The organism is Kitasatospora sp. NPDC001539, assembly GCF_040298565.1.
Lineage (GTDB): Bacteria > Actinomycetota > Actinomycetes > Streptomycetales > Streptomycetaceae > Kitasatospora.
In genome coordinates, this window is sequence record NZ_JBEPAK010000108.1 from 1 (window position 1) to 22,927 (window position 22,927).

The 22,927-nt window shown below is 71.9% G+C and carries 18 protein-coding genes; 13 read left to right on the forward strand and 5 right to left on the reverse strand.

What is annotated here, in order from left to right:
* Nucleotides 1–38: 38 nt before the first annotated feature.
* The gene (gene rlmN / locus ABT247_RS18230) at nucleotides 39–1,139 is read left to right on the forward strand and encodes a dual-specificity RNA methyltransferase RlmN (RefSeq protein ID WP_350743810.1); all 1,101 of its coding nucleotides are present in this window, start codon (nucleotides 39–41) and stop codon (nucleotides 1,137–1,139) included.
* A 169-nt stretch (nucleotides 1,140–1,308) separates the two neighbouring features.
* Here the strand turns inward: rlmN and ABT247_RS18235 are convergent, their stop codons facing one another.
* The 4 genes from ABT247_RS18235 to ABT247_RS18250 all read right to left on the reverse strand — a co-directional run bounded on the left by ABT247_RS18235 (nucleotide 1,309) and on the right by ABT247_RS18250 (nucleotide 5,330).
* Entirely contained in the window at nucleotides 1,309–2,460 is a 1,152-nt protein-coding gene (locus ABT247_RS18235; protein ID WP_350743811.1) for a hypothetical protein, read from the reverse strand.
* Between the two features lie 27 nt (nucleotides 2,461–2,487).
* A complete protein-coding gene (locus ABT247_RS18240; protein ID WP_350743812.1) occupies nucleotides 2,488–3,240 on the reverse strand; it encodes an ABC transporter ATP-binding protein in 753 nt (250 codons plus the stop codon).
* Between the two features lie 225 nt (nucleotides 3,241–3,465).
* Nucleotides 3,466–4,860 carry an aspartate aminotransferase family protein gene (locus ABT247_RS18245; RefSeq protein ID WP_350743813.1) on the reverse strand — a complete coding sequence of 465 codons (1,395 nt, stop codon included), beginning with the start codon at nucleotides 4,858–4,860 and terminating at the stop codon, nucleotides 3,466–3,468.
* Nucleotides 4,857–5,330, reverse strand: a complete 474-nt coding sequence (locus tag ABT247_RS18250; RefSeq protein ID WP_030306695.1) for an Lrp/AsnC family transcriptional regulator — start codon at nucleotides 5,328–5,330, stop codon at nucleotides 4,857–4,859. The genes ABT247_RS18245 and ABT247_RS18250 overlap by 4 nt, the downstream gene beginning before the upstream one ends.
* A 270-nt stretch (nucleotides 5,331–5,600) precedes the next feature.
* On the opposite strand from ABT247_RS18250, the gene ABT247_RS18255 reads away from it, so the two are divergent.
* From ABT247_RS18255 to ABT247_RS18265, 3 genes are all read left to right on the forward strand, one after another.
* On the forward strand, nucleotides 5,601–7,076 hold the full coding sequence (locus ABT247_RS18255) for a gamma-aminobutyraldehyde dehydrogenase (RefSeq protein ID WP_350743814.1): 1,476 nt from the start codon (nucleotides 5,601–5,603) through the stop codon (nucleotides 7,074–7,076).
* A 208-nt stretch (nucleotides 7,077–7,284) separates the two neighbouring features.
* Nucleotides 7,285–8,643 carry an aspartate aminotransferase family protein gene (locus tag ABT247_RS18260; RefSeq protein ID WP_350743815.1) on the forward strand — a complete coding sequence of 453 codons (1,359 nt, stop codon included), beginning with the start codon at nucleotides 7,285–7,287 and terminating at the stop codon, nucleotides 8,641–8,643.
* 72 nt (nucleotides 8,644–8,715) lie between these two features.
* Nucleotides 8,716–9,918: a polyamine ABC transporter substrate-binding protein gene (locus ABT247_RS18265; RefSeq protein ID WP_350743816.1), complete on the forward strand. Its 1,203-nt coding sequence runs from the start codon at nucleotides 8,716–8,718 to the stop codon at nucleotides 9,916–9,918.
* 55 nt (nucleotides 9,919–9,973) lie between these two features.
* On the opposite strand, the gene ABT247_RS18270 is transcribed toward ABT247_RS18265, so the two are convergent.
* Nucleotides 9,974–11,626 (reverse strand): PucR family transcriptional regulator, encoded by a 1,653-nt coding sequence (locus ABT247_RS18270; RefSeq protein ID WP_350743817.1) that lies wholly within the window; start codon nucleotides 11,624–11,626, stop codon nucleotides 9,974–9,976.
* 391 nt (nucleotides 11,627–12,017) lie between these two features.
* Here ABT247_RS18270 and ABT247_RS18275 point away from each other — a divergent pair, with 391 nt between their 5' ends.
* From ABT247_RS18275 to ABT247_RS18315, 9 genes are all read left to right on the forward strand, one after another.
* Nucleotides 12,018–13,529 (forward strand): gamma-aminobutyraldehyde dehydrogenase, encoded by a 1,512-nt coding sequence (locus tag ABT247_RS18275; protein ID WP_350743818.1) that lies wholly within the window; start codon nucleotides 12,018–12,020, stop codon nucleotides 13,527–13,529.
* 56 nt (nucleotides 13,530–13,585) lie between these two features.
* Nucleotides 13,586–14,845: a polyamine ABC transporter substrate-binding protein gene (locus ABT247_RS18280; protein WP_350743819.1), complete on the forward strand. Its 1,260-nt coding sequence runs from the start codon at nucleotides 13,586–13,588 to the stop codon at nucleotides 14,843–14,845.
* 37 nt (nucleotides 14,846–14,882) lie between these two features.
* Nucleotides 14,883–16,022: an ABC transporter ATP-binding protein gene (locus ABT247_RS18285; RefSeq protein WP_350743820.1), complete on the forward strand. Its 1,140-nt coding sequence runs from the start codon at nucleotides 14,883–14,885 to the stop codon at nucleotides 16,020–16,022.
* A complete protein-coding gene (locus ABT247_RS18290) occupies nucleotides 16,019–16,963 on the forward strand; it encodes an ABC transporter permease (protein WP_350743821.1) in 945 nt (314 codons plus the stop codon). The genes ABT247_RS18285 and ABT247_RS18290 overlap by 4 nt, the downstream gene beginning before the upstream one ends.
* Entirely contained in the window at nucleotides 16,963–17,766 is an 804-nt protein-coding gene (locus ABT247_RS18295) for an ABC transporter permease (RefSeq protein ID WP_350743822.1), read from the forward strand. The genes ABT247_RS18290 and ABT247_RS18295 overlap by 1 nt, the downstream gene beginning before the upstream one ends.
* 85 nt (nucleotides 17,767–17,851) lie before the next feature.
* A complete protein-coding gene (locus ABT247_RS18300) occupies nucleotides 17,852–19,246 on the forward strand; it encodes an NAD(P)/FAD-dependent oxidoreductase (protein ID WP_350743823.1) in 1,395 nt (464 codons plus the stop codon).
* Between the two features lie 278 nt (nucleotides 19,247–19,524).
* Nucleotides 19,525–19,956 carry a hypothetical protein gene (locus tag ABT247_RS18305; RefSeq protein ID WP_350743824.1) on the forward strand — a complete coding sequence of 144 codons (432 nt, stop codon included), beginning with the start codon at nucleotides 19,525–19,527 and terminating at the stop codon, nucleotides 19,954–19,956.
* 134 nt (nucleotides 19,957–20,090) lie between these two features.
* Nucleotides 20,091–20,855 (forward strand): hypothetical protein, encoded by a 765-nt coding sequence (locus tag ABT247_RS18310; RefSeq protein ID WP_350743825.1) that lies wholly within the window; start codon nucleotides 20,091–20,093, stop codon nucleotides 20,853–20,855.
* A 270-nt stretch (nucleotides 20,856–21,125) separates the two neighbouring features.
* Complete coding sequence (locus ABT247_RS18315) at nucleotides 21,126–22,649, forward strand: CoA-acylating methylmalonate-semialdehyde dehydrogenase (protein ID WP_350743826.1); 1,524 nt, start codon at nucleotides 21,126–21,128, stop codon at nucleotides 22,647–22,649.
* The last annotated feature ends 278 nt before the right edge of the window (nucleotides 22,650–22,927 follow it).

The following is a 22,927-nucleotide window of genomic DNA, read 5'->3' on the forward strand; positions in this document are numbered from 1 at the left end:
GTCCGGGGCCCTCACGCGTCTGCGACACTGGATGGACCATGCCTAAGCCCGGAGAACTCACGTTTGTCGCGCCGCGCGGCGCCAAGCCCCCGCGACACCTCGCCGACCTCAGCCCCGCCGAGCGCAAGGAGGCCGTCGCCGAGCTGGGCGAGCAGCCGTTCCGCGCCAAGCAGCTCTCCAACCACTACTTCGGCCGGATGTCGAACGACCCGGCGAGCTGGACGGACATCCCGGCCGCCAGCCGGGAGAAGCTCACCGAGAGCCTGCTGCCCGAGCTGATGTCGGTGGTGCGGCACGTCTCCTGCGACGACGACGCCACGCGCAAGACGCTCTGGAAGCTGTTCGACGGCACCCTCGTCGAGTCGGTGCTGATGCGCTACCCGGACCGGGTCACCATGTGCATCAGCTCGCAGGCGGGCTGCGGCATGAACTGTCCGTTCTGCGCCACCGGCCAGGCCGGGCTGACCCGCAACCTCTCCACCGCCGAGATCGTCGAGCAGATCGCCGCCGGGATGCGCGCGCTCAAGGCCGGCGAGATCCCGGGCGGCGAGGCGCGGCTGTCGAACGTGGTCTTCATGGGCATGGGCGAGCCGCTGGCCAACTACAACCGGGTGCTGGCCGCGATCCGCCGGCTGACCGACCCGGCTCCGGACGGCTTCGGCCTGTCCCAGCGCGGCATCACCGTCTCCACGGTCGGCCTCGTCCCGGCGATGAACCGGCTGGCGGACGAGGGCCTCAGCTGCCGCCTGGCGCTGTCGCTGCACGCCCCGGACGACGAGCTGCGCGACGAGCTGGTCCCGGTGAACACCCGGTGGAAGGTCGACGAGGTACTGGACGCCGCGTGGAACTACGCGGAGAAGTCCGGCCGCCGGATCTCCATCGAGTACGCGCTGATCAAGGACATCAACGACCAGGCCTGGCGCGCGGACCTGCTCGGCCGACTGATCAAGAACCACCGGGTTCACGTCAACCTGATCCCGCTGAACCCGACCCCGGGCTCGAAGTGGACGGCCTCGCGGCCCGAGGACGAGCGCGAGTTCGTCCGCCGGCTCCAGGCGCACGGCGTGCCGACGACCGTCCGCGACACCCGCGGCCAGGAGATCGACGGCGCCTGCGGCCAGCTCGCCGCGGCCGGCTGAGCTCCACCGCGGCTGAGCCCCGCCGGAGCTGAGCTCCACCGCGGCTGAGCTCCAGCGCGAAGGCGGCGGCCACCCGGGAAGGCGCTGTCCCGGGAGGCCGCCCGTGGTGCTGGACCGGGGAGGCCGCCCGCGAGGCCGGTAGCGCCGGAACCCGCCGCCGGGGAGCCCGCTACCGCAGCCCGGCCGCCGCCAGCGCCGCGGTGGCCCCGCCGGTCAGCAGCAGCGTGGTGCCGACCGCCAGGGTGCGCAGCGCGACCGCGCCGACCAGCAGCCGCGGCGCGGTGCCGAGGCGCAGCAGCGCGTCGGTGACCTCGCGGCGGTCGGTGCGGACCTCGGCCAGTCGGGAGACCACCGCGGCGGCCGCGCAGCCGAGCACCAGGCAGGCCTCGACGGCGGGCAGCGCGTCGGCGCTGTCGGGCGTGCCGATCCAGTAGCGGATGGTGGTGAGCACCAGCGCGACGACGAGGGTGAGGACGGCCAGCGGCGGGCCGAGACGCCGGGCCTGGGCGGTGAGGCCGCGGCCGGCGAGCAGCCGCAGCGGGGTGGGCCGACCCAGGGCGAGCAGCCGTCCGGTCCAGGCGAGCAGTGGTCCGGTGAGCAGCGCGAGGCCGAGGGCGCTGGCGGCCCAGCCGCCGAGGGCGGCGGTGCTGGTCGTGCCGAGTCCGGCGGGCAGGTGGATCGGGCGGCCGTCGGCGGCGGCTCCGGGCCGCAGCGCGATGAGTTCGAGCGCGGCGCCGATCACCACCAGGCCGATCGGCAGGGCGATCCGCCAGGCACCGAAGCCGCTGGGGGACGGGGTGCGGCTGCCGGGCAAGGCGTCGGGGACGGGTACCGCGCAGGCGGCGGCGATGCCGGCGGTGAGCGGGACCAGGGCGAGCAGGGTGACGGGCGCGGCCGCCGGCAGCGGCACCCCCATGCCGAGGTCGGGGGCGAGCGAGGGCCCGGCGATGTCGTTGCGCAGCACCAGGAAGAGCAGCAGGGTGAGCAGGCTGCCGAGGGCGCAGGCGAGGGCGATCTCGCCGGCGATCAGGGTGCGGATCCGGCGGGAGCCGGCTCCGGCGGCGGTGAGGCCGGCGATCCGTTCGGGCCGGCGGGCGGGCACCGAGCGGGCGGCGACGGCGGCGAACCAGGCGACGGCGGCCAGCGGCGGCAGGCACCACAGCAGCCGCACCAGCGCGTCGGTGTCGCCGAGCGGGTCGCTCAGCGCCCGGCCGAGGGAGCGCAGCAGGAAGGCGGCGACGACGGCCGAGGCCAGGGCGGTGAGCAGCCAGCGGCCGAGGTCGGGCACCCGGTAGCCCCGGGCCAGACGGAGGTAGAACACGTCGACTCTTTCAGCGGCTGGGCGTCGTCAGCGGCGGACGGCCGAGACGGCGGACGCACCGTTCGTCCCCGGGGCGGTGCCGCGCGGGACGGGGGCGGCGGGGGCGGTGAGCCGTCCGTCGACGAGGGCGACGGCGCGGTCCGCGAACCGGACGAGCTCGGGGTCGTGGGTGGCCAGGACGAGGGTGAGCTGGTGCGAGCGGGCCGCGCTGGTCAGTATCCGCAGGACCTGGTCGGCGGCCTCGCGGTGCAGCGGGGCGGTGGGGTCGTCGGCGAAGACGACGGTCGGCAGCGGGGCGAGGGCGCGGGCCACGGCGATCCGCTGGCGCTGGCTCTGGACCAGCCGGTCGGGGCGGTGGCGGCCGATCTCGCCGACGTCGAGGCGCTCCAGCCACTCGTCGGCGGCGGTGTAGGCGGCCTTGTTGCCGGCCCCGGCGAGCAGCAGGGGCAGGGCGACGTTCTCACGGGCGGTCAGTTCGGGGACGAGGTGGGGCTCGGAGCCGACGAAGCCGAAGCGGTCGCGGCGCAGCCGTTCGCGGCCGGCCCGGCCGAGGGTGTGCACGGGGGCGCTGTTGAACCAGACCTCGCCGTCGTCGACCGGGAGTTGGGCGGAGAGGCAGCCGAGCAGGGTGCTCTTGCCGGAGCCGCGGGGGCCGGTGACGGCGAGCACCTCGCCCTCGCGGACGCCGATCGAGATGCCGCGCAGCGCGGGGGTGCCGTAGTGGGACTTGACGATCCCCCGGGCCCACAGCACGTCGTTGTCAGGCGGTGCCGCTGACATGAGGTTTCCATCCTGGGTGGCCGCAGGGATATGACAGTCGTCAGATTAGAACGACTGGGACCTGGCGCGGTTGCGGCGCACTGGGCCATCACGGGCAAATCACCCGCATTCAGGCATGTTTGGTCGTGCGACTGTGATGTCGAGGGGGGATGCGGACGCCGAAGGGCGGCCCCGCGGGGAGCGGGGCCGCCCTTCGGCGGAGGGTGGGGAAGAGGGCTCAGGGGGTCAGAGCTTCGCCCACGCGTCGGTGAGGCTGGTCCGCAGGATCTGCTCGATCTCGTCGAAGGTCGACTGGTCGGAGATCAGCGGCGGGGCCAGCTGGACGACCGGGTCGCCGCGATCGTCGGCACGGCAGTACAGGCCGTTGTCGAAGAGGGCCTTGGAGAGGAAGCCGTAGAGCACGCGCTCGGTCTCGTCCTCGTTGAAGGTCTCCTTGGTGACCTTGTCCTTCACGAGCTCGATGCCGTAGAAGTAGCCGTTGCCGCGGACGTCGCCGACGATCGGCAGGTCGCGCAGCTTGCTGAGGGTGCTCAGGAAGCGCGACTCGTTGTCGAGCACGTGCTGGTTCAGGCCCTCGCGCTCGAAGATGTCGAGGTTGGCGAGCGCCACGGCCGAGGAGACCGGGTGGCCGGCGAAGGTGTAGCCGTGCAGGAAGGTGTTGTCGCCCTTGTAGAACGGCTCGGCGATGCGGTCCGAGATGATCGTGGCGCCGATCGGGGAGTAGCCCGAGGTCATGCCCTTGGCGCAGGTGATCATGTCCGGCACGTAGCCGAACTTGTCGGCGCCGAACATGGTGCCCAGGCGGCCGAAGGCGCAGATGACCTCGTCCGAGACCAGCAGCACGTCGTGGCGGTCGCAGATCTCGCGCAGGCGCTGGAAGTAGCCGGGCGGCGGCGGGAAGCAGCCACCGGCGTTCTGCACCGGCTCGACGAAGACGGCGGCGACGGTCTCGGGGCCCTCGAAGAGGATGGCCTCCTCGACCTGGTCGGCGCACCAGCGGCCGTACGCCTCGGGGTCGACGGTGCCGTCGGGGCCCTCGAGGTACTGCGGGGCGCGGTAGATGTTGGTGTTCGGGGCCTTGTGGGTGCCCGGCACCAGCGGCTCGAACGGGGCCTTCAGGCCCGGCAGGCCGGTGATCGACAGCGCGCCCTGCGGGGTGCCGTGGTAGGCGATGGCGCGGGAGATGACCTTGTACTTGGTCGGCTTGCCGATCAGCTTGAAGTACTGCTTGGCGAGCTTCCAGGCGGTCTCGACGGCCTCGCCGCCGCCGGTGGAGAAGAAGACCTTGTTCAGGTCGCCCGGGGCGTAGTTGGCCAGGCGCTCGGCCAGCTCGACGGCCTTGGGGTGCGCGTAGCTCCAGATCGGGAAGAACGCGAGTTCCTTGGCCTGCTTGGCGGCGACCTCGGCGAGCTCGGTGCGGCCGTGACCGGCCTGCACGACGAACAGGCCGGCCAGGCCGTCGATGTACTTCCGGCCCTTGTCGTCCCAGATGTACGTGCCCTCGCCCTTGACGATGGTCGGCACGGGGGAGTTCTCGTACGACGACATGCGGGTGAAGTGCATCCACAGGTGGTCGTAGGCGGTCTTGGAAAGGTCCTTCTGCGCCGGGTCGGCTGTCATCGGGTGCCCCAGGTGTAGGTCTGTTTCCGGAGCTTCAGGTAAACGAAGCTCTCGGTGCTCCGCACGCCGGGAAGCGCGCGGATGCGCTTGTTGATCATTTCGAGCAGGTGCTCGTCGTCCTCGCAGACCAGTTCGGCCAGGAGGTCGAACGAGCCTGCGGTGCAGACGACGTAGTCGACCTCGTCGAGGGCGGCCAGCGCGTCGGCGACGGGCTCGATGTCGCCCTCGACCCGGATGCCGACCATCGCCTGGCGGGTGAAGCCGACGGTGAGCGGGTCCGTGACGGCGACGATCTGCATCACGCCCTGGTCGAGCAGCTTCTGGACGCGCTGCCGCACGGCCGCCTCCGACAGGCCGACGGCCTTGCCGATGGCGGCGTACGGGCGTCGCCCGTCCTCCTGGAGCTGCTCGATGATCGCCTTGGAGGCGGCGTCGAGGGGAACGCTCGCGTTCCGGTCGCGGTTGGCCACGCCGCCACTGTGCCTGATCGCTCCGTCGTTCGCAAGCCTGGAAACTGCTGATTTCGTCGCGATCTTGGAAATCGCATGCGGATTTCATTGCGCATCGGGGGTCAGGCTGTCGATCACGGCAGTCTTGCGGCTACTCTGGCACGGTACGCGCGCGCCCCCGCAGGACGGCGCGCGTTCCGCCACCAGTGGACCGCGCCGCTTCGGGCCCGGCCACTCGGCGCCCCCTTCGTCGGCCGGACCCGCCGACGTACCATGGCGCCGGAATCTGCAATGCCGCAGGCCCATCCCGAGGAGAGACCCGTGAGCGACCTTCGCACGCTGCGCAACTACATCAACGGTGAGCTCGTCGACGCGGCTGACGGCCGCACGCTCGACATCGTCGACCCGACCACCGGCGAGGTGTACGCGACGTCGCCGCTGTCCGGTGCCGCTGACGTGGACGCGGCGATGGCCGCGGCCGCCGCCGCGTTCCCGATCTGGCGCGATGCCACCCCCAGCACCCGGCAGAAGCTGCTGCTCAAGATCGCCGACGCGGTCGAGGCCCGGGCCGACGAGATCGTCGACGCCGAGGTGCGCAACACCGGCAAGCCCCGCGCGCTGACCCTCTCCGAGGAGATCGGCCCGATGGTGGACCAGATCCGCTTCTTCGCCGGTGCCGCCCGCCTGCTGGAGGGCAAGGCCGCGGGTGAGTACATGGACGGGATGACCTCGATCGTCCGCCGCGAGCCGGTCGGCGTCTGTGCCCAGGTCGCGCCGTGGAACTACCCGATGATGATGGCCGTGTGGAAGTTCGCCCCGGCCATCGCCGCGGGCAACACCGTGGTGCTGAAGCCCTCCGACACCACCCCGGCCTCCACCGTGCTGCTGGCCGAGATCATCGGCGGCATCCTCAAGGAGATGGACCTGCCGGCCGGCGTCTTCAACGTCATCTGCGGTGACCGCGAGACCGGCAGGCTGATGGTCGAGCACAAGACCCCGGCGATGGCCTCCATCACCGGTTCGGTCCGGGCCGGCATCCAGGTCGCCGAGTCGGCCTCCAAGGACGTCAAGCGCGTCCACCTGGAGCTGGGCGGCAAGGCCCCGGTCGTGGTGTTCGAGGACGCCGACATCGCCGAGGCCGTCGAGGGCATCTCGGTGGCGGGCTACTTCAACGCCGGCCAGGACTGCACCGCCGCCACCCGCGTGCTGGTGCACGAGTCGATCCACGAGGCCTTCGTCGAGGCGCTGGCCAAGGCCGCGGCCGAGACCAAGACCGGCGGCGTGGACGACGAGGACGTGCTGTACGGCCCGCTGAACAACGCCAACCAGCTGAAGCAGGTCGCCGGCTTCATCGAGCGGCTGCCCGCCCACGCCAAGGTCGAGGCCGGCGGCCACCAGGTCGGCGACAAGGGCTACTTCTACGCCCCGACCGTCGTCTCGGGCCTGCGGCAGGACGACGAGATCATCCAGAACGAGGTCTTCGGCCCGGTCATCACCGTGCAGAAGTTCAGCGACGAGGAGCAGGCCGTCGAGTACGCCAACGGCGTCGAGTACGCGCTGGCCTCCTCGGTGTGGACCAAGGACCACGCCCGCGCCATGCGGATGTCGCGCCGCCTGGACTTCGGCTGCGTCTGGATCAACACCCACATCCCGCTGGTGGCCGAGATGCCGCACGGCGGCTTCAAGAAGTCCGGCTACGGCAAGGACCTGTCGTCCTACGGCTTCGAGGACTACACCCGCGTCAAGCACGTCATGACGGCCATCTGAGCCCCCGGCGGCCCATGACCGCCGAGCGCGGTACGCGTGCGAGCCGGCCCGGCTCCGGCCGCACGCGTCGTACCGGTCGTACGAACTGACAACGGGCCCGGGGCTTTCCGCCCCGGGCCCGGTGCCTTTGCACCCTGTCGACGGATCGCGCGACCGACTGACAGGATGAACCTGCACTTCGCGCGCGGCCCGCCCTAGCCTTACCGGCATGAGCATCCCCACCGCTGACTCAGCTGCCGGCCAGGCCGTCAAGGCCACCGACCGCGCGCACGTCTTCCACTCGTGGTCCGCCCAGGCGCTGATCGACCCCCTCGCGGTGGCCGGTGCCGAGGGCTCGTACTTCTGGGACCACGACGGCAACCGCTACCTCGACTTCTCCTCGCAGTTGGTCAACACCAACATCGGCCACCAGCACCCGAAGGTGGTCGCCGCGATCCAGGAGCAGGCGGCGAAGCTCTGCACCATCGCCCCCGGCTTCGCGGTCGAGCCGCGCAGCGAGGCCGCCCGGCTGATCGCCGAGCGCACGCCCGGCGACCTGGACAAGATCTTCTTCACCAACGGCGGCGCCGAGGCCAACGAGAACGCCATCCGGCTGGCCCGGCTGCACACCGGCCGGCAGAAGGTGCTGTCCACCTACCGCTCGTACCACGGCGCCACCGCCAACGCGATCGCGCTCACCGGCGACCCCCGGCGCTGGGCCAACGAGACCGGTGTCTCCGGGGTGGTGCACTTCTGGGGCCCGTACCCGTACCGTTCCAACTTCCACGCCGAGAACGAGGCGCAGGAGTGCGAGCGGGCGCTGGAGCACCTGGAGCAGGTGATCGCGTTCGAGGGACCGGGCACGGTCGCGGCGGTCATCCTGGAGACGGTGGTCGGCACCGCGGGCATCCTGATCCCGCCGGCGGGGTACCTGGCCGGGGTCCGGGAGATCTGCGACCGCTACGGCATCGTGTTCATCCTGGACGAGGTGATGGCCGGCTTCGGGCGCACCGGCGAGTGGTTCGCCGCCGACCACTGGGGCGTCACCCCGGACCTGCTGACCTTCGCCAAGGGCGTCAACTCCGGTTACGTGCCGCTGGGCGGCGTGGCGATCAGCACCGAGATCGCCGCCACCTTCGCCGAGCGCCCCTTCCCCGGCGGGCTCACCTACTCCGGGCACCCGCTGGCCTGCGCCTCGGCCGTGGCCACCATCAACGCCATGGCCGAGGAGCGCATCGTCGAGAACGCCAAGCACATCGGCGAGACGGTGCTCGGTCCCGGCCTGCGCGAACTGGCCGAGCGGCACCCCTCGATCGGCGAGGTGCGCGGTCTGGGCGTGTTCTGGGCGCTCGACCTGGTGAAGGACCGGGCGACCCGCGAGCCGCTCGTCCCGTACAACGCCGCCGGCGCCGCCAACGCGCCGATGGCCGAGCTGGCCGCCGCCTGCAAGCAGCGCGGGCTCTGGCCGTTCGTCAACATGAACCGCTTCCACGTCGTCCCGCCGTGCACCGTCACCGAGGAGGAGGCCAAGACGGGCCTCGCGGTGCTGGACGAGGTGCTGTCGCTGACCGACGCGCACACTGTCTGACGTACACCAGGACGGCCCCGGGCACCCGTGTCGTGCGTGCCCGGGGCCGTCCCACGCTCCGGAAGGCCCTCCATGCCCAGCAGCACCACCCTGACCCGCCGTTCGCCCGCCCCGCGATCCCTGCGCCGACGTTCCGTGCTCGGCGGGGCCGCACTGCTCGGGGCCGGCACGCTGACCGGCTGCGGGATCCCGTCCGCGTACGTCGCCGAGGACCGCCGCTCGGCGCCGGACCGTTCGGAGAGCGATAAGCGGCTCGCCTTCTCCAACTGGACGCAGTACATCGACACCGACGACCAGGGCGGGCGCCCGACCCTGGACGCGTTCAGCGCACGGACCGGGATCACGGTCACCTACACCGAGGACATCAACGACAACGACGAGTTCTTCGGCAAGATCAGCCCGGTGCTCACCCAGGGCGCCGACCCAGGCCGGGACCTGATGGTGATCAGCGACTGGATGGCCGGGCGGTACGTCTCGCTGGGCTGGGTGCAGGCCATGGACCGGGCCAACCTGCCCAACGTCACCGCCAACCTGGACCCCCAGCTCGCGAACCCGGCCTTCGACCCCGGGCGCCGGCGCAGCGTGCCGTGGCAGTCCGGGATCACCGGCATCGCGTACAACCGCAAGGCGCTCGGCCGGGAGATCAAGTCCACCGCCGACCTGTGGGCGCCCGACCTCAAGGGCCGGGTGACGCTGTTCGCCGGGCTGGACGAGGCGCTCGGGCTGCTGATGCTCTCCCAGGGCACGGACATCGCGACGTTCGACGACGACGACGCGAACAGGGCGATGGACCTGGTGCAGAAGATGGTCGACACCGGCCACGTGCGCCGCTTCACCGGCAACGACTACACCAGCGACCTCGCCTCCGGCGCGGCGCTGGCCTGCCAGGCCTACTCCGGTGACGCCGTCCAACTCACCGCCGAGAACCCGGACATCGCCTTCGTGGTGCCCGAGGAGGGCGGCGAGCTGTGGGCGGAGAGCCTGATGATCCCCAACCGGGCGGTCCACAAGCGCAACGCCGAGCTGCTGATCGACTACTACTACCAGCCCGAAGTGGCCGCCGACCTCGCCGCGGCCGTCCAGTACATCTGCCCGGTGCCGGCCGCCCGTGACGTGCTGGCGGCCAGCGGCGACCAGGAGAAGGCCGAACTCGCCGAGAACCCGCTGGTCTTCCCGACCGAGGAGATGCGGGCCCGGCTGCACACGATGCGCGACGTCACCTCGGCGGAGCGCCCCGGGCTGCACAAGGTCTGGGGGCGGATCACCGGGGTGTGAGCATGCTGCCGCGGCGCCGGACGGCGTCCGGTCACCGGGGTGCGATCCCAGGGCCTCAGCGCCGGACGGCGTCCAGGGCGAGCAGGGCGACGTGCAGGGAGAGGCAGGACTCGACCTGGTCGAGGTCGACGCCGAGGATCCGCTCGACCTTGTGCAGCCGGTCGTAGAAGGACGGCCGGGACAGGTGCGCGGCGTCGGCCGCCGCCGACTTGTTCCGGCCCTGTTCCAGGTAGATCCGCAGCATCTGCACCAACTGGCCGTTGTGCTCGGCGTCGTGGGCCAACAGCGGGCCCAGCTCGCGTTCCACGTAGGTCTGCAGGCGGGCGTCGTCGCGCAGCAGGTGGAGCAGGCCCCGCAGCCGGACGTCGGGCAGCCGGTAGTAGGAGGCGGTGCGGCCGCCGGGCGCGTCGTGCAGGGCGGCGTCGGCGACCTGGGTGGCCTCCAGCAGGGTGCGCCGGGCGTCGCGGACCGAGCCGACCGAGGAGCCGACCGCGACCACCGGGCCCGCGGCGTCGGCGCCCTCCCGGCCGGCCTCGGCGGACATCCGGCGCAGGGCGGCCGAGAAGGAGTCCAGCGCCGCGTGCTCGTCCTGCTGGGTGCCGAGCGCGATCAGCAGGCCCACGCCGTCGTCGTCCAGCGCGCCGACCAGCGCGGACAGCCGGCAGGCCCGGACGGCGTCGGCGGCCAGCTCGGTGAAGTCGCGCAACCGGGCCTGCGCCTCCAGCGCGGCCGGGATCGGCCCGCGGCGCTGGCGCAGCACCACCCCGACCAGCCGGCGGCCCTCCAGCGGGACACCGAGCGCCTGGGCGCGCAACGCCGCCTCGGAGACCGTCAGCGCGTGGGTGAGGATGCCGGAGAGCAGGGTGCGGTGGGTCTGCCGCTCCAGGCTCTCCCGGTCGCGCACCACCAGCCGGTTGAGCGCCAGCGCGGAGGCGCCGCGCTCCAGCAGCATGGCGTGCGGGTGCGGCTCTCCCTCGGGCAGCGGGCCCGGCTCCTGGACCAGGACCAGCCGGCCCCAGTCCTGGCCCCGCGCTCCGACGGTGGTCACCAGCCAGCCGCTGCGCGGATCGTGTCCGGTGCGACCGGGCGGACGGACCCCGCGCGAACGGCGCTCCCAGTCCTCCAGCAGCTCGGCCTCCGGCCGTCCGGCGGTGTCGTGGGCGAGCACCTGGTGGGCCAGGTTCTCCAGGACCACCGGCGCGCCCGCCATCCGGGCCACCTGGCGGATCACCTCGGACGGCTCCGCGCCCTCCACCACCAGCTCGTTGAACACCTGGTGGACCGACTCGGAGACCCGCAGCTGCTCCAGCTGGGCGTTGACCACCAGGGCGTGCACGGCCTCGGTGACGGCGACGAAGCGCACCTCGCGGCGGAGCGTGATCAGCGGCAGTCCGCGCTGCTCGGCGGCGTTCACCAGGGCCCGCGGCAGGGAGTCGAAGTAGCGCCGGCCGAACTCGACCACCAGCCCGGCCACCCCGACCTCGTCCAGGTCCCGGACGTAGCGGGCCAGGCCCTCGCGCTGCTCCGGCAGGGCGATGCCGGTGGTCAGCACCAGCTCGCCGCCCTGGAGCATCCCGGCGACGTCGGGCAGCTCGCTCACATGGACCCAGCGGACCGGCCGCTCCAGGCGGTCGGCGCCGGCCACCACCTGGGGCAGGCCGCGGCGCATCACCTCCAGGTCGAGTACGCGGGCGACGGTGGGGAGCATCGCGGGCCTCCTGGTGACGGCGGGGCTGGGGAAGCGGGGCGGCCGGGGCGGCAGACGGTCAAGGTGTCAGGTGAATGATCCATCCTCCCAACGACCTGTCGCCCTGTCGCGGCCCTTGCACCCTGTAAGGCGCTTCGGCCGGGCGTTGGCGGAGTGACCCTTGTCACGCGCGGGCGACACCGGGCATGGTCAGCGGGTCAGCCGTGGCGGAAAACCGATCCCGCACAGGAATCCGTCGCGTAACCAGAAAGCAACAGCGGAATCCCTTGCCCACAACCCGCCGGACTGTCAGGATCGCGCAACCCCCAGTGACCGGCACGGCGGAGTCCGCTACCCGCGGAGCGCGACGCCGCCACGCGCAGTCGTCCCCACCGGCACTTGGAGGAACCAGATGGACCTGACCGATTTCGGCGCGGGCGCGCAGTACATCGCCGGCCGCCTGACCCGGGGCGGCGGCGAACCCTTCCAGGTCGTCAACCCCGCCGACGGCAGCGTGGTCGAGCAGGTGGCCCTGGCCACCGCCGCCGACGTGGACACCGCCGTCGCCGCCGCGAAGGCCGCGCTGCCCGGCTGGTCCCGCGCGACCCCCGGCGCGCGCTCCGAGGCGCTCACCCGGCTGGCCGCCGTCCTGGCCGACGCGGCGCAGGACCTCGCCCGGATCGAGACCGCGCAGACCGGCAAGCCGGTCAAGCTGGCCACCGAGTTCGACGTCCCCGGCACCGTCGACAACGCCGCCTTCTTCGCCGGCGCCGCCCGCAACCTGGAGGGCAAGGCGGCCGGCGAGTACTCGGGCGACCACACCTCCTACGTGCGGCGCGAGGCGATCGGCGTGGTCGGCTCGATCTCGCCGTGGAACTACCCGCTGCAGATGGCCGCCTGGAAGATCCTCCCGGCCGTGGCGGCGGGCAACACCATCGTGCTCAAGCCGGCCGAGCTGACCCCGCTGACCTCGCTGATGTTCGCCCGGGCCTGCACCGAGGCGGGCATCCCGGACGGCGTCGTCAACGTCGTCACCGGCGCCGGGCGCACGGCGGGCGAGCACCTGGTCGCGCACCCCGACGTCGCGATGGTCTCCTTCACCGGCTCCACCGGCGTCGGGAAGCGGGTCGCCGAGCTGGCCACCGCGAGCGTCAAGCGCACCCACCTCGAACTCGGCGGCAAGGCCCCCTTCGTGGTCTTCGACGACGCGGACCTGGACGCGGCGGTGCACGGCGCCGTCGCCGCCTCGCTGATCAACGGCGGCCAGGACTGCACCGCCGCCACCCGGGCCTACGTCCAGCGCCCGCTGTACGAGGCCTTCGTGGCCGGGGTGGCCGAGCTGTTCGCGACCGTCCGGATCGGCGACCCGCGCGATCCCCGGACCGACCTCGGCCCGCTGGTCTCCTACGCCCACCGGGACCGGGTGGCCGGATTCGTGCAGCGCGCCCGCTCCTACGCCACCGTCGTCACCGGCGGCGCCGCGCCGGAGAAGGGCCACGACGGCACCGACCTCACCCGCGGTGCCTACTACGCGCCGACCCTGATCACGGGCGCGCCCCAGGACAGCGAGGTGGTCCAGGGCGAGGTCTTCGGCCCGGTACTAGTCGTGCTGCCCTTCGACGGCGACGACGAGGGCCTTCGGCTGGCCAACGACACCCCGTACGGCCTGGCCGCCTCCGCCTGGACGGGCAACGTGCACCGCTCGCTGCGCGCCACCCGGGAGATCGCCGCCGGCTGCGTCTGGGTCAACGACCACGTCCCGATCATCAGCGAGATGCCGCACGGCGGCTACAAGGCCTCCGGCTACGGCAAGGACATGTCCCAGTACTCGCTGGACGAGTACACCCAGGTCAAGCACGTCATGTTCGACACCACCGCGGTCGCCCGCAAGGACTGGCACCGCACCGTCTTCGGAGACAGATAACCCCTTCGGCAGGGTGCTCCCCCCACGCACCCTCCTTCCCCCAGGAGGCCCGTTCCATGGCGTTCAAGGCGTTCAACGAGCTCACCGACGGTCTGCCCGAACCCGTCCGCAAGGCCTGGGAACGCAGTCTGACCAGCGGTCGGGCCGCGGTCGGCCGCCGCACCCTGCTGCGCGCCGCCGCCCTCACCGCCGGAGCGGGCACCCTGGCCGCCTGCGGCATCCCGGCCGCCTCCAGGGCGACCGGCGACTCCACCGCGAACGCCGCCAAGGACCTCTCGGGGAGCGAGAAGGTGGTGAACTTCTCCAACTGGCCCCTCTACGTGGACACCGACGAGAAGGACAAGGAGAAGCACGGCACCCTGGAGGCCTTCACCGCCGCCACCGGCATCAAGGTCAACTACAACGAGGACGTCAACGACAACGTCGAGTTCTTCGGCAAGATCAAGCCGCAGCTCGCCTCCGGCCAGGACACCGGCCGCGACCTGATGGTGCTCACGGACTGGATGGCCGCCCGGCTGATCCGGCTCGGCTGGGCGCAGAAGCTCGACCCGGCGAACGTGACCACCGCGATCACCAACGTCGAGCCGCGCTTCCGCGCCCCGGACTGGGACCCGGGGCGGCTCTACTCCTACCCCTGGGCCGGCATCCAGGTCGTCGTGGCCTACAACCGGAAGGCGACCAAGGGGAAGGAGGTCACCAGCGTCTCCCAGCTGCTGGACGACCCCGAGCTGAAGGGCCGGGTCACCTTCCTGTCGGAGATGCGCGACAGCATCGGGATGGTCCTGCTGGACATGGGCAAGGACCCGGCGAAGTTCACCGCCGACGACTACGACGCCGCGATCGCCCGGGTGCAGAAGGCCGTCGACAGCAAGCAGATCCGCCGCTTCACCGGCAACGACTACGGCCAGGAGCTGTCCTCCGGCGACATCGCGGCCTGCGTCGCCTGGGGCGGCGACCTGATCCAGCTGCGCGTGGACAACCCGGACATCGAGTTCGTCGTCCCCGAGCAGGGCTTCATCGCCTCGACCGACAACCTGCTGGTTCCGGCCAAGGCCCAGCACAAGACGAACGCGGAAAAGCTGATCGACTTCTACTATCAGCCGAAGATCGCGGCGCAGCTGGTCGCGGGCATCGGCTACGTCTCCGCCGTCGCGGGGATGAAGGACGAGCTCGCCTCCCTCGCCCCGGACAGCGCGGCCAACCCGCTGGTCGTACCCACCCCCGAGATGGCGGCCAAGGCACACGTGTTCCGCACGCTCACCGAGAGCGAGGAGAGCGACTTCGAGCAGAAGTTCTCCAAGCTCATCGGCGCCTGACCCCCACTCACGGCAGAGAAACCCAGGAAGACACCCCATGACAGACCAGCTGCGCGACGCGGCCGGCGGCGACGTCCGCCTCACCGGCATCGGCAAGACCTACGGCTCCTTCACCGCCGTCCACCCGCTCGACCTGACCGTCCCCCAGGGCTCCTTCTTCGCCCTGCTCGGCGCCTCCGGCTGCGGCAAGACCACCACCCTGCGCATGATCGCCGGACTGGAGGAGCCCACCAGCGGCACCGTCCTGATCGGAGGCCAGGACGTCACCGCCCTGCCCCCGTACAAGCGCCCGGTGAACACCGTCTTCCAGAGCTACGCGCTCTTCCCGCACCTGGACATCTTCGAGAACGTCGCCTTCGGCCTGCGCCGGCGCGGGAAGAAGGACGTCAAGAAGCAGGTCGACGACATGCTGGAACTGGTCGAGCTCGGCCAGTACGCCCGGCGCAAGCCCCACCAGCTCTCCGGCGGCCAGCAGCAGCGCGTCGCGGTCGCCCGCGCGCTGATCAACCACCCCCAGGTGCTGCTGCTGGACGAGCCGCTCGGCGCCCTCGACCTCAAGCTGCGCCGCCAGATGCAGCTGGAGCTCAAGCGGATCCAGACCGAGGTCGGCATCACCTTCGTGCACGTCACCCACGACCAGGAGGAGGCCATGACGATGGCCGACACCATCGCGGTGATGAACGGCGGCCGGGTCGAGCAGCTGGGCGCGCCCGCCGAGCTGTACGAGAACCCCGCCAGCACCTTCGTGGCCAACTTCCTCGGCCAGTCCAACCTGCTGCCCGCCGAGGTCACCGGCAGCGCCGGCGAGGACCTGCTGGTCACCGTGGGCGGCACCCGCCTCGCCGTGCCGAAGGCGCGCTGCGCCACCGACGCCAAGCGGGTCCACCTCGGCGTGCGCCCGGAGAAGATCACCATCACCCACGGCTCCGGGACGGTCTCCGAGGGGCGCAACGCGCTGGCCGGCACCGTCGTCGACTCCAGCTTCATCGGCGTCTCCACCCAGTACCTGGTGCGCACCGACGGCGGCCAGGAGGTCACCGTCTTCGAGCAGAACATGGAGCGCGACGCCCGGATCGTCCCCGGCGCCGGGGTGCTCCTGCACTGGAACCCGGCGCACTCCTTCGCCCTGGACGCCTCGCAGGCGATCGACGCGGGCACCGCGGAGGAGGCCGCATGACCGCCGCCACCCCGGCCGCGCCGGCCCAGGCCGTCCCCCCGGGCCGCGAGCCGCTGCCCCCGGCGGAGCCGAAGCCCAGGCGCAGGCTCACCCCGTACTGGCTGCTGCTGCCCGGCATCGCCTGGCTGGTCGTCTTCTTCGCCGTGCCGATGGTGTACCAGGCGTCCACCTCGCTGCAGACCGGCTCGCTCGAGGCGGGCTTCAAGGTCACCTGGCACGTCTCGACCTACTGGGACGCCCTGGTCGAGTACAAGTGGCACTTCGTCCGCTCGTTCTCCTACGCGGCGATCGCCACCGTGCTCTGCCTGGCCATCGGCTACCCGCTCGCGTACACCATCGCCTTCAAGGCGAACCGGCGCTGGCGCAACGTCATCCTGATCCTGGTGATCGCGCCGTTCTTCACCAGCTTCCTGATCCGCACGCTGGCCTGGAAGACCATCCTGTCCGACGGCGGCCCGGTGGTCGGCGCGCTCGGCACCCTGCACGTCCTGGACGTCACCAACGCGCTCGGCCTCACCTCCGGGGACCGGGTGCTGGCCACCCCGCTCGCCGTGGTCTGCGGCCTGACCTACAACTTCCTGCCGTTCATGATCCTGCCGCTGTACACCTCGCTGGAGCGGATGGACCCCCGGCTGCACGAGGCGGCCGGCGACCTCTACGCCCGGCCGTTCACCACCTTCCGCAAGGTCACCTTCCCGATCTCGCTGCCCGGCGTGGTCGCGGGCACCCTGCTCACCTTCATCCCCGCGTCCGGCGACTACATCAACGCCCAGCTGCTCGGCTCGCCGAGCGAGCAGATGGTCGGCAACGGCATCCAGAAGCAGTTCCTGAACGTGCTCGACTACCCCACGGCCGCCGCGCTGAGCTTCATCCTGATGGCCCTGATCCTGGGCATGGTGACGGTCTACATGCGCAAGGCCGGGACGGAGGAACTGGTCTGATGTCCCGGATTCTGAAGTGGGTCCGCGCCCACCTGGTGGTGCTCGCCGGCCTGCTGGCCCTCGCCTACCTGGTGCTGCCCAACCTGGTCGTGCTGGCCTTCTCGTTCAACAAGCCGGCCGGCAAGTTCAACTACGAGTGGAACGAGTTCTCCACCGACGCCTGGACCAACCCCTGCGGCGTGGCCGACATGTGCCAGTCGCTCTCGCTCAGCCTGCAGATCGCGGTGCTCGCCACCATCGGCGCCACCGTGCTCGGCACCATGGTCGCCTTCGCACTCGCCCGCTACCGCTTCCGCGGCCGCTCGGCGACCACCGCGATGATCTTCCTGCCGATGGCCATGCCCGAGGTGGTCATGGCCGCCTCGCTGGGCACACTGTTCCTCAACATGCGCATCCCGTTCGGCTTCACCACCATCCTCATCGCGCACATCATGTTCTGCCTCAGCTTCGTGGTGACGGCGGTCAAGGCGCGCGTGATGAGCATGGACCCGAGGCTCGAACAGGCCGCCCAGGACCTCTACGCGACCCCGACCCAGACCTTCCTGAGGGTCACCCTGCCGCTGGCCGCTCCCGGCATCGCGGCCGGCGCGCTGCTCAGCTTCGCGCTGTCCTTCGACGACTTCATCATCACCCAGTTCAACTCGGGCCCGACCACGGTCACCTTCCCGATGTTCGTCTGGGGCGCCTCGCAACGCGGCATCCCGGTGCAGGTGAACGTCATCGGCACCGCGATGTTCGTCGCCGCCGTCGCGCTGACCGTCGCGGGGCAGTGGCTCGGCAACCGCCGGAAGGCGACCGCCTGACGCGCCGCCCGCCCACGACCCCGCGCACGGTCGGCAAGCGGTGACCCGCAACCGTCATCTATTCGCAGAAAGTGGCTGATAATGCATGGACTCCGCCCGCGCACTCAGTGACGCCAGGCCCACCCCCTTCTGGCTGGAGGACCCCGGCCGGCCGGCGGCGCTGCCCGCCCTCGTCGGCGACACCACCTGCGACCTGCTGGTCGTCGGCGGCGGCTACTCCGGCCTGTGGACCGCCCTGATCGCCAAGGAACGCGATCCCTCACTGGACGTCGTCCTGGTGGAGGGCAACGAGGTCGGGTGGGCCGCGTCCGGGCGCAACGGCGGATTCTGCGCGGCCAGCCTCACCCACGGCTTCGGCAACGGCCTGCAGCGCTGGCCCGCCGAACTCGCCCAGCTGGAACGCCTCGGTGCCGCCAACCTCGACGGCATCGAGGCCACCCTCAAGCGCTACGGCATCGACGCGGAGTGGGAGCGCACCGGCGAGATCGACGTCGCCACCCAGCCCCACCAGGTCGAGGAGCTGCACGAGATCGCCGAGGCGGTGGCCCGCTACGGCTTCGACATCACCGTCCTGGACGCCGACCAGCTGCGCGCCGAGGTGGACTCGCCGACCTTCCTCGGCGGGCTCTGGGACAAGGAGGGCGTGGCGATGGTCCACCCCGCCAAGCTCGCCTGGGGCCTCAAGGACGCCTGCCTGAGCCAGGGCGTCCGGATCCACGAGCACACCCGGGCCACCGACCTGCGGGAGCACGGCAGCGGCATGGCCGTCCGCACCCCCTACGGGCGGGTGTTCGCCCGCCGCGTCGCGCTCGGCACCAACGTCTTCCCGTCCCTGCTCAAGCGCGTCCGCCCGTACATCGTTCCGGTGTACGACTACGCGCTGATGACCGAGCCGCTCAGCGACGAGCAGCTCGCCGCCATCGGCTGGCGCGGCCGGCAGGGGCTCGGCGACAGCGCCAACAAGTTCCACTACTTCCGGCTCTCCGCCGACAACCGCATCCTCTGGGGCGGCTACGACGCCGTCTACCACTACGGCGGCCACGTCCGGCAGGAGTACGACCAGCGACCGGAGACCTTCCGCACCCTGGCGAACCACTTCTTCCGCTGCTTCCCGCAGCTGGAGGGGCTGCGCTTCACCCACGCCTGGGGCGGCGCCATCGACACCTGCAGCCGGTTCTCCGCGTTCTTCGACACCGCGTACCGGGGCAAGGTCGCCCACGCGACCGGCTACACCGGGCTCGGCGTCGGCGCGACCCGCTTCGGCGCCGAGGTGATGCTCGACCTGCTCGCGGGCGAGCGCACCGAGCGCACCTCCCTGGACATGGTGCGCTCCAAGCCGCTGCCGTTCCCGCCGGAGCCGGTGCGCTGGGCCGGGATCGAGATCACCACCCGCTCGCTGGAGCGGGCCGACCGCAACGGCGGCCACCGCAACCTGTGGCTGCGCACGCTCGACCGGCTGGGGCTCGGCTTCGACAGCTGACCCGTGTCGCCGTCGCGCTGGGCGCGGGCGGGCCGCGCGAACCGGGCCGCGTGAACCGAGCCGCGTGACCCGGGCCGCGCGAACCGGGCCGCGTGATCCGGGCCTTTGTCCGGGCCATGGGACCCGGGCTTTTGTCCGGGCCTTCGGTCCGGGCCCGTGATCCGAGTCATGCGATGCGTGTAAGAGGGACCCGTCGTCCGCCTCTCCATGGTGACGGCGGGTCCCAGTCTGTCCCGCCGCCTCCGAGCAGGACGAACGGCGAGAAGCGGGGACACGACATGGAGAGCACCGGACTGCACTGGCTCGCCCAGGTGGCACCGGACCCGGAGGCCTTCCGGGCGGAGTGGGAACGCACCGGGCTGGGCCTGGTACTGCTACCGGCCGGGCGCCGCTGGGACGTCCTCGCCGTCCCCGGGCCGCTCGGGCGCCCCGCGCTGGACGTCCTCGGCGCCGGCTTCTGCGGCCCGGTGCTCACCGACGCCGGGGACGAGCACGTCAGCTTCCTGGTGCCGGTCGGCACCGCCGCCCGCTGGGTCGGCACCGGAGTGCGCACCGCCGGGGAGGGCACCTGGGTCATCGTGCCGCACCCCGAGCGCGATGACCGGGGCGTGCGCTGGCTCGTCCCGCCCGACGGCTCCGGCCGGCTCAACGACCCGGTGCTGCTGGAGCTCGCCCTGCACGAGGCAGCGGCCGGGCTCGCCGGCTGGTAGCGCTCACGCGAACGGCCGTGCCCGCCGCGGACCGTGCCCGCTGCGGACCGTGCCCGCCGCGGACCGTGAGGCTGCCGCGGACCGTGAGGCTGCCGCAGGACGCGCCGGGTGGCCGGCCGCGTCAGACTGGAGGCGTGACCACCGCCCCCCACACCGTCGACTCCCCGCTCCAGCCGGGCCCCGCCCAGCTGCGCCTGGCCGCGGTGGCCGCACCCCTCTGCGCCCGGGCAGGGCTCGCGCTGGCCGGTGGGCACGCCCTGCGCGCCCACGGAGTCGCGGCCTGCCCGCAGGACGGGCTCACCCTGGTGACCGTCGACGCCGAGCTGCCGGAGGTGGCCGCCGAGCTGGCCGGGGCCTACCGCGCGGCCGGCGGCGGAGTCGTCGATCGACCCGGGACGCCCCGCCTGGAGCAGCTGGCCGTACGGCTGGCGCTGGGCGGGCGCACCCACTCGGTGGAGCTGCGCAAGGAACCGCTCGGCCACCGGCCGGTCCGGCTCGATCTGGGAGCCCCGGGCGCCGACGAGCCGCCGGTGGTGCTGCCGGTGGCCGCCCTGGAGGACGCGGCGGCGCTCACCACCGCGCTGCTGGTCGACCGGGGAATGCCGCGCGACCTGATCGACGTGCACGCCCTCACCCGTTACTACCGGGAGGGCGAGCTGCTCGCGCTGGCGGGCGAACTGGACCCGGAGTTCCAGCCCGCGGCGCTCGCCGACCGGCTGGAGACGCTGGCCGAGGCCGCGGACGGCCGGTTCCGCGCCCGCGGCGTCGAGGTGGGAGCGGTGGACGGGCTGAAGCGGTGGGCACTGGCCTGGGCCCAGGACCTGCGGCTGGACCTGCTGGAGACCCAGGAGGCGGCGGACGGGCTGCACGACCCGTACCTGGAGGACGAGGAGTCCTGAGCGGGTGGCTCCGGATCCCACGCATCCGGATCCGCGCATCCGGATCCACGCATTCGGATCGATCCGCGCACCCGGAGCAGCGACCGGACGACCTGTAAGGCTGAATCCTCGATCCCCGTCAGCCTGGTCGTTGAGCCCGGCCGGAGCGGCCGCCAGACTGGAGACGAGCGCGGTAGCCCCGTGATTTCCCGTCGCCCCACCCCTGTTGCGGGCGGCGCCAGACCGGACCGGTGGCAGGACGCCGCCCGCGACTTCGGAGGCAGACGGACCTTGAGCAAGCACATCATTCACTGGATCGGCGGCAAGCCGGTCCCCACGGCCGGTGCGGCGCCCCGACGCGGTGACGTCTTCGACCCGGCCACCGGTCAGGTCTCCGGCCAGGTCGACTTCGCCGGGATCGTCGAGGTCGACCAGGCCGTGGCCGCCGCCGCCTCGGCCTTCGCCGACTGGCGCACCGCCTCGGTGGCCAGGCGGACCACGGTGCTGTTCGCCTTCCGGGAGCTGCTGAACGCCCGCCGGGACGAGCTGGCCTCGATCATCGTGTCCGAGCACGGCAAGGTGCACTCGGACGCGCTCGGTGAGATCGCCCGCGGTCTGGAGGTCGTCGAGTACGCCTGCGGCATCCCGCAGCTGCTCAAGGGCGGCTTCACCGAGCAGGCCTCCACCGGCATCGACGTCTACTCGATCCGCCAGCCGCTCGGTCCGGTCGCGATCATCTCGCCGTTCAACTTCCCGGCCATGGTGCCGATGTGGTTCTTCCCGATCGCCATCGCGGCCGGCAACACCGTCGTGGTGAAGCCCTCGGAGAAGGACCCGTCGGCCGCCAACTTCCTGGCCGAGCTGTGGAAGGAGGCCGGGCTGCCGGACGGCGTCTTCAACGTCGTGCACGGTGACAAGGTGGCCGTCGACCGCCTGCTGGAGCACCCGGACATCAAGTCCGTCAGCTTCGTCGGTTCCACGCCGATCGCCCGCTACGTCTACGAGACCGGCACTCGGTACGGCAAGCGGGTGCAGGCCCTGGGCGGTGCCAAGAACCACATGCTGGTCCTGCCGGACGCCGACCTGGACCTCGCCGCGGACGCCGCCGTCAACGCCGGCTTCGGTGCGGCCGGTGAGCGCTGCATGGCCGTCTCCGTGCTGGTCGCCGTCGACCCGATCGGCGACGAACTGGTCGACAAGATCAAGCAGCGCATCGCCGCACTCAAGGTGGGCCCCGGCTGCAACGGTGACTCCGAGATGGGCCCGCTGGTCACCGGCCAGCACCGCGACAAGGTCACCTCCTACGTCGAGTCCGGCCTCGCGGACGGCGCCGAGCTCGTGGTGGACGGCCGCAAGCACCCGATCACCACGGAGGACCGGAACGGCGCTCCCACCGCGGACGGCTTCTGGCTCGGTCCCACGCTGTTCGACCACGTGAAGCCCGGCATGTCCGTGTACAACGACGAGATCTTCGGCCCCGTCCTGTCGGTCGTGCGCGTCGCCTCCTACGAGGAGGGCCTGGCGCTCATCAACGCCAACCCCTACGGCAACGGCACCGCGCTCTTCACCAACGACGGCGGCGCCGCCCGGCGCTTCCAGTTCGAGGTCGAGGTCGGCATGGTGGGCATCAACGTGCCGATCCCCGTCCCGGTCGCCTACTACTCCTTCGGCGGCTGGAAGGCCTCGCTCTTCGGCGACACCCACGCCTACGGACCGGACGGCGTGCACTTCTTCACCCGCGGCAAGGCCGTGACCCAGCGCTGGCTGGACCCGTCGCACGGCGGCATCAACCTCGGGTTCCCCACCAACAGCTGAGCGCGGGCTCGCTGCGGGACCCTCCGCAGCGCACCCCTCGCTCATCGGGCTGGCCGGCCTCCTCCTCGGGGCCGGCCAGCCCTTTTGCTCGCCGTTTGCATCGGGCCGCCGAAGCGCGTACAGTTCTTCGAGCTGCCTGGCAGGGAGCACCGGACACGCATCGGCGCGGACGGTCCCGGGGCGGCCAATCCTCTGAAACACACTTCCGGTTCGTGCCGGTCGTTTCGCTTTGCGCGGTGCGGCTCGGTGCTTATTCGGCGTGCTCGTTTTATCGGATT

Excerpts from the sequence above, each read along its gene's own strand:
- ABT247_RS18280 (WP_350743819.1), top strand. The coding sequence starts at position 13,586 with ATGGCGTTCAAGGCGTTCAACGAGCTCACCGACGGTCTGCCCGAACCC.
- ABT247_RS18255 (WP_350743814.1), top strand. The coding sequence starts at position 5,601 with ATGCCGCAGGCCCATCCCGAGGAGAGACCCGTGAGCGACCTTCGCACG.
- ABT247_RS18245 (WP_350743813.1), bottom strand. The coding sequence starts at position 4,860 with ATGACAGCCGACCCGGCGCAGAAGGACCTTTCCAAGACCGCCTACGAC.
- rlmN (WP_350743810.1), top strand. The coding sequence starts at position 39 with ATGCCTAAGCCCGGAGAACTCACGTTTGTCGCGCCGCGCGGCGCCAAG.
- ABT247_RS18260 (WP_350743815.1), top strand. The coding sequence starts at position 7,285 with ATGAGCATCCCCACCGCTGACTCAGCTGCCGGCCAGGCCGTCAAGGCC.
- ABT247_RS18290 (WP_350743821.1), top strand. The coding sequence starts at position 16,019 with ATGACCGCCGCCACCCCGGCCGCGCCGGCCCAGGCCGTCCCCCCGGGC.
- ABT247_RS18265 (WP_350743816.1), top strand. The coding sequence starts at position 8,716 with ATGCCCAGCAGCACCACCCTGACCCGCCGTTCGCCCGCCCCGCGATCC.
- ABT247_RS18295 (WP_350743822.1), top strand. The coding sequence starts at position 16,963 with ATGTCCCGGATTCTGAAGTGGGTCCGCGCCCACCTGGTGGTGCTCGCC.
- ABT247_RS18275 (WP_350743818.1), top strand. The coding sequence starts at position 12,018 with ATGGACCTGACCGATTTCGGCGCGGGCGCGCAGTACATCGCCGGCCGC.
- ABT247_RS18240 (WP_350743812.1), bottom strand. The coding sequence starts at position 3,240 with ATGTCAGCGGCACCGCCTGACAACGACGTGCTGTGGGCCCGGGGGATC.
- ABT247_RS18305 (WP_350743824.1), top strand. The coding sequence starts at position 19,525 with ATGGAGAGCACCGGACTGCACTGGCTCGCCCAGGTGGCACCGGACCCG.
- ABT247_RS18285 (WP_350743820.1), top strand. The coding sequence starts at position 14,883 with ATGACAGACCAGCTGCGCGACGCGGCCGGCGGCGACGTCCGCCTCACC.
- ABT247_RS18270 (WP_350743817.1), bottom strand. The coding sequence starts at position 11,626 with ATGCTCCCCACCGTCGCCCGCGTACTCGACCTGGAGGTGATGCGCCGC.
- ABT247_RS18300 (WP_350743823.1), top strand. The coding sequence starts at position 17,852 with ATGGACTCCGCCCGCGCACTCAGTGACGCCAGGCCCACCCCCTTCTGG.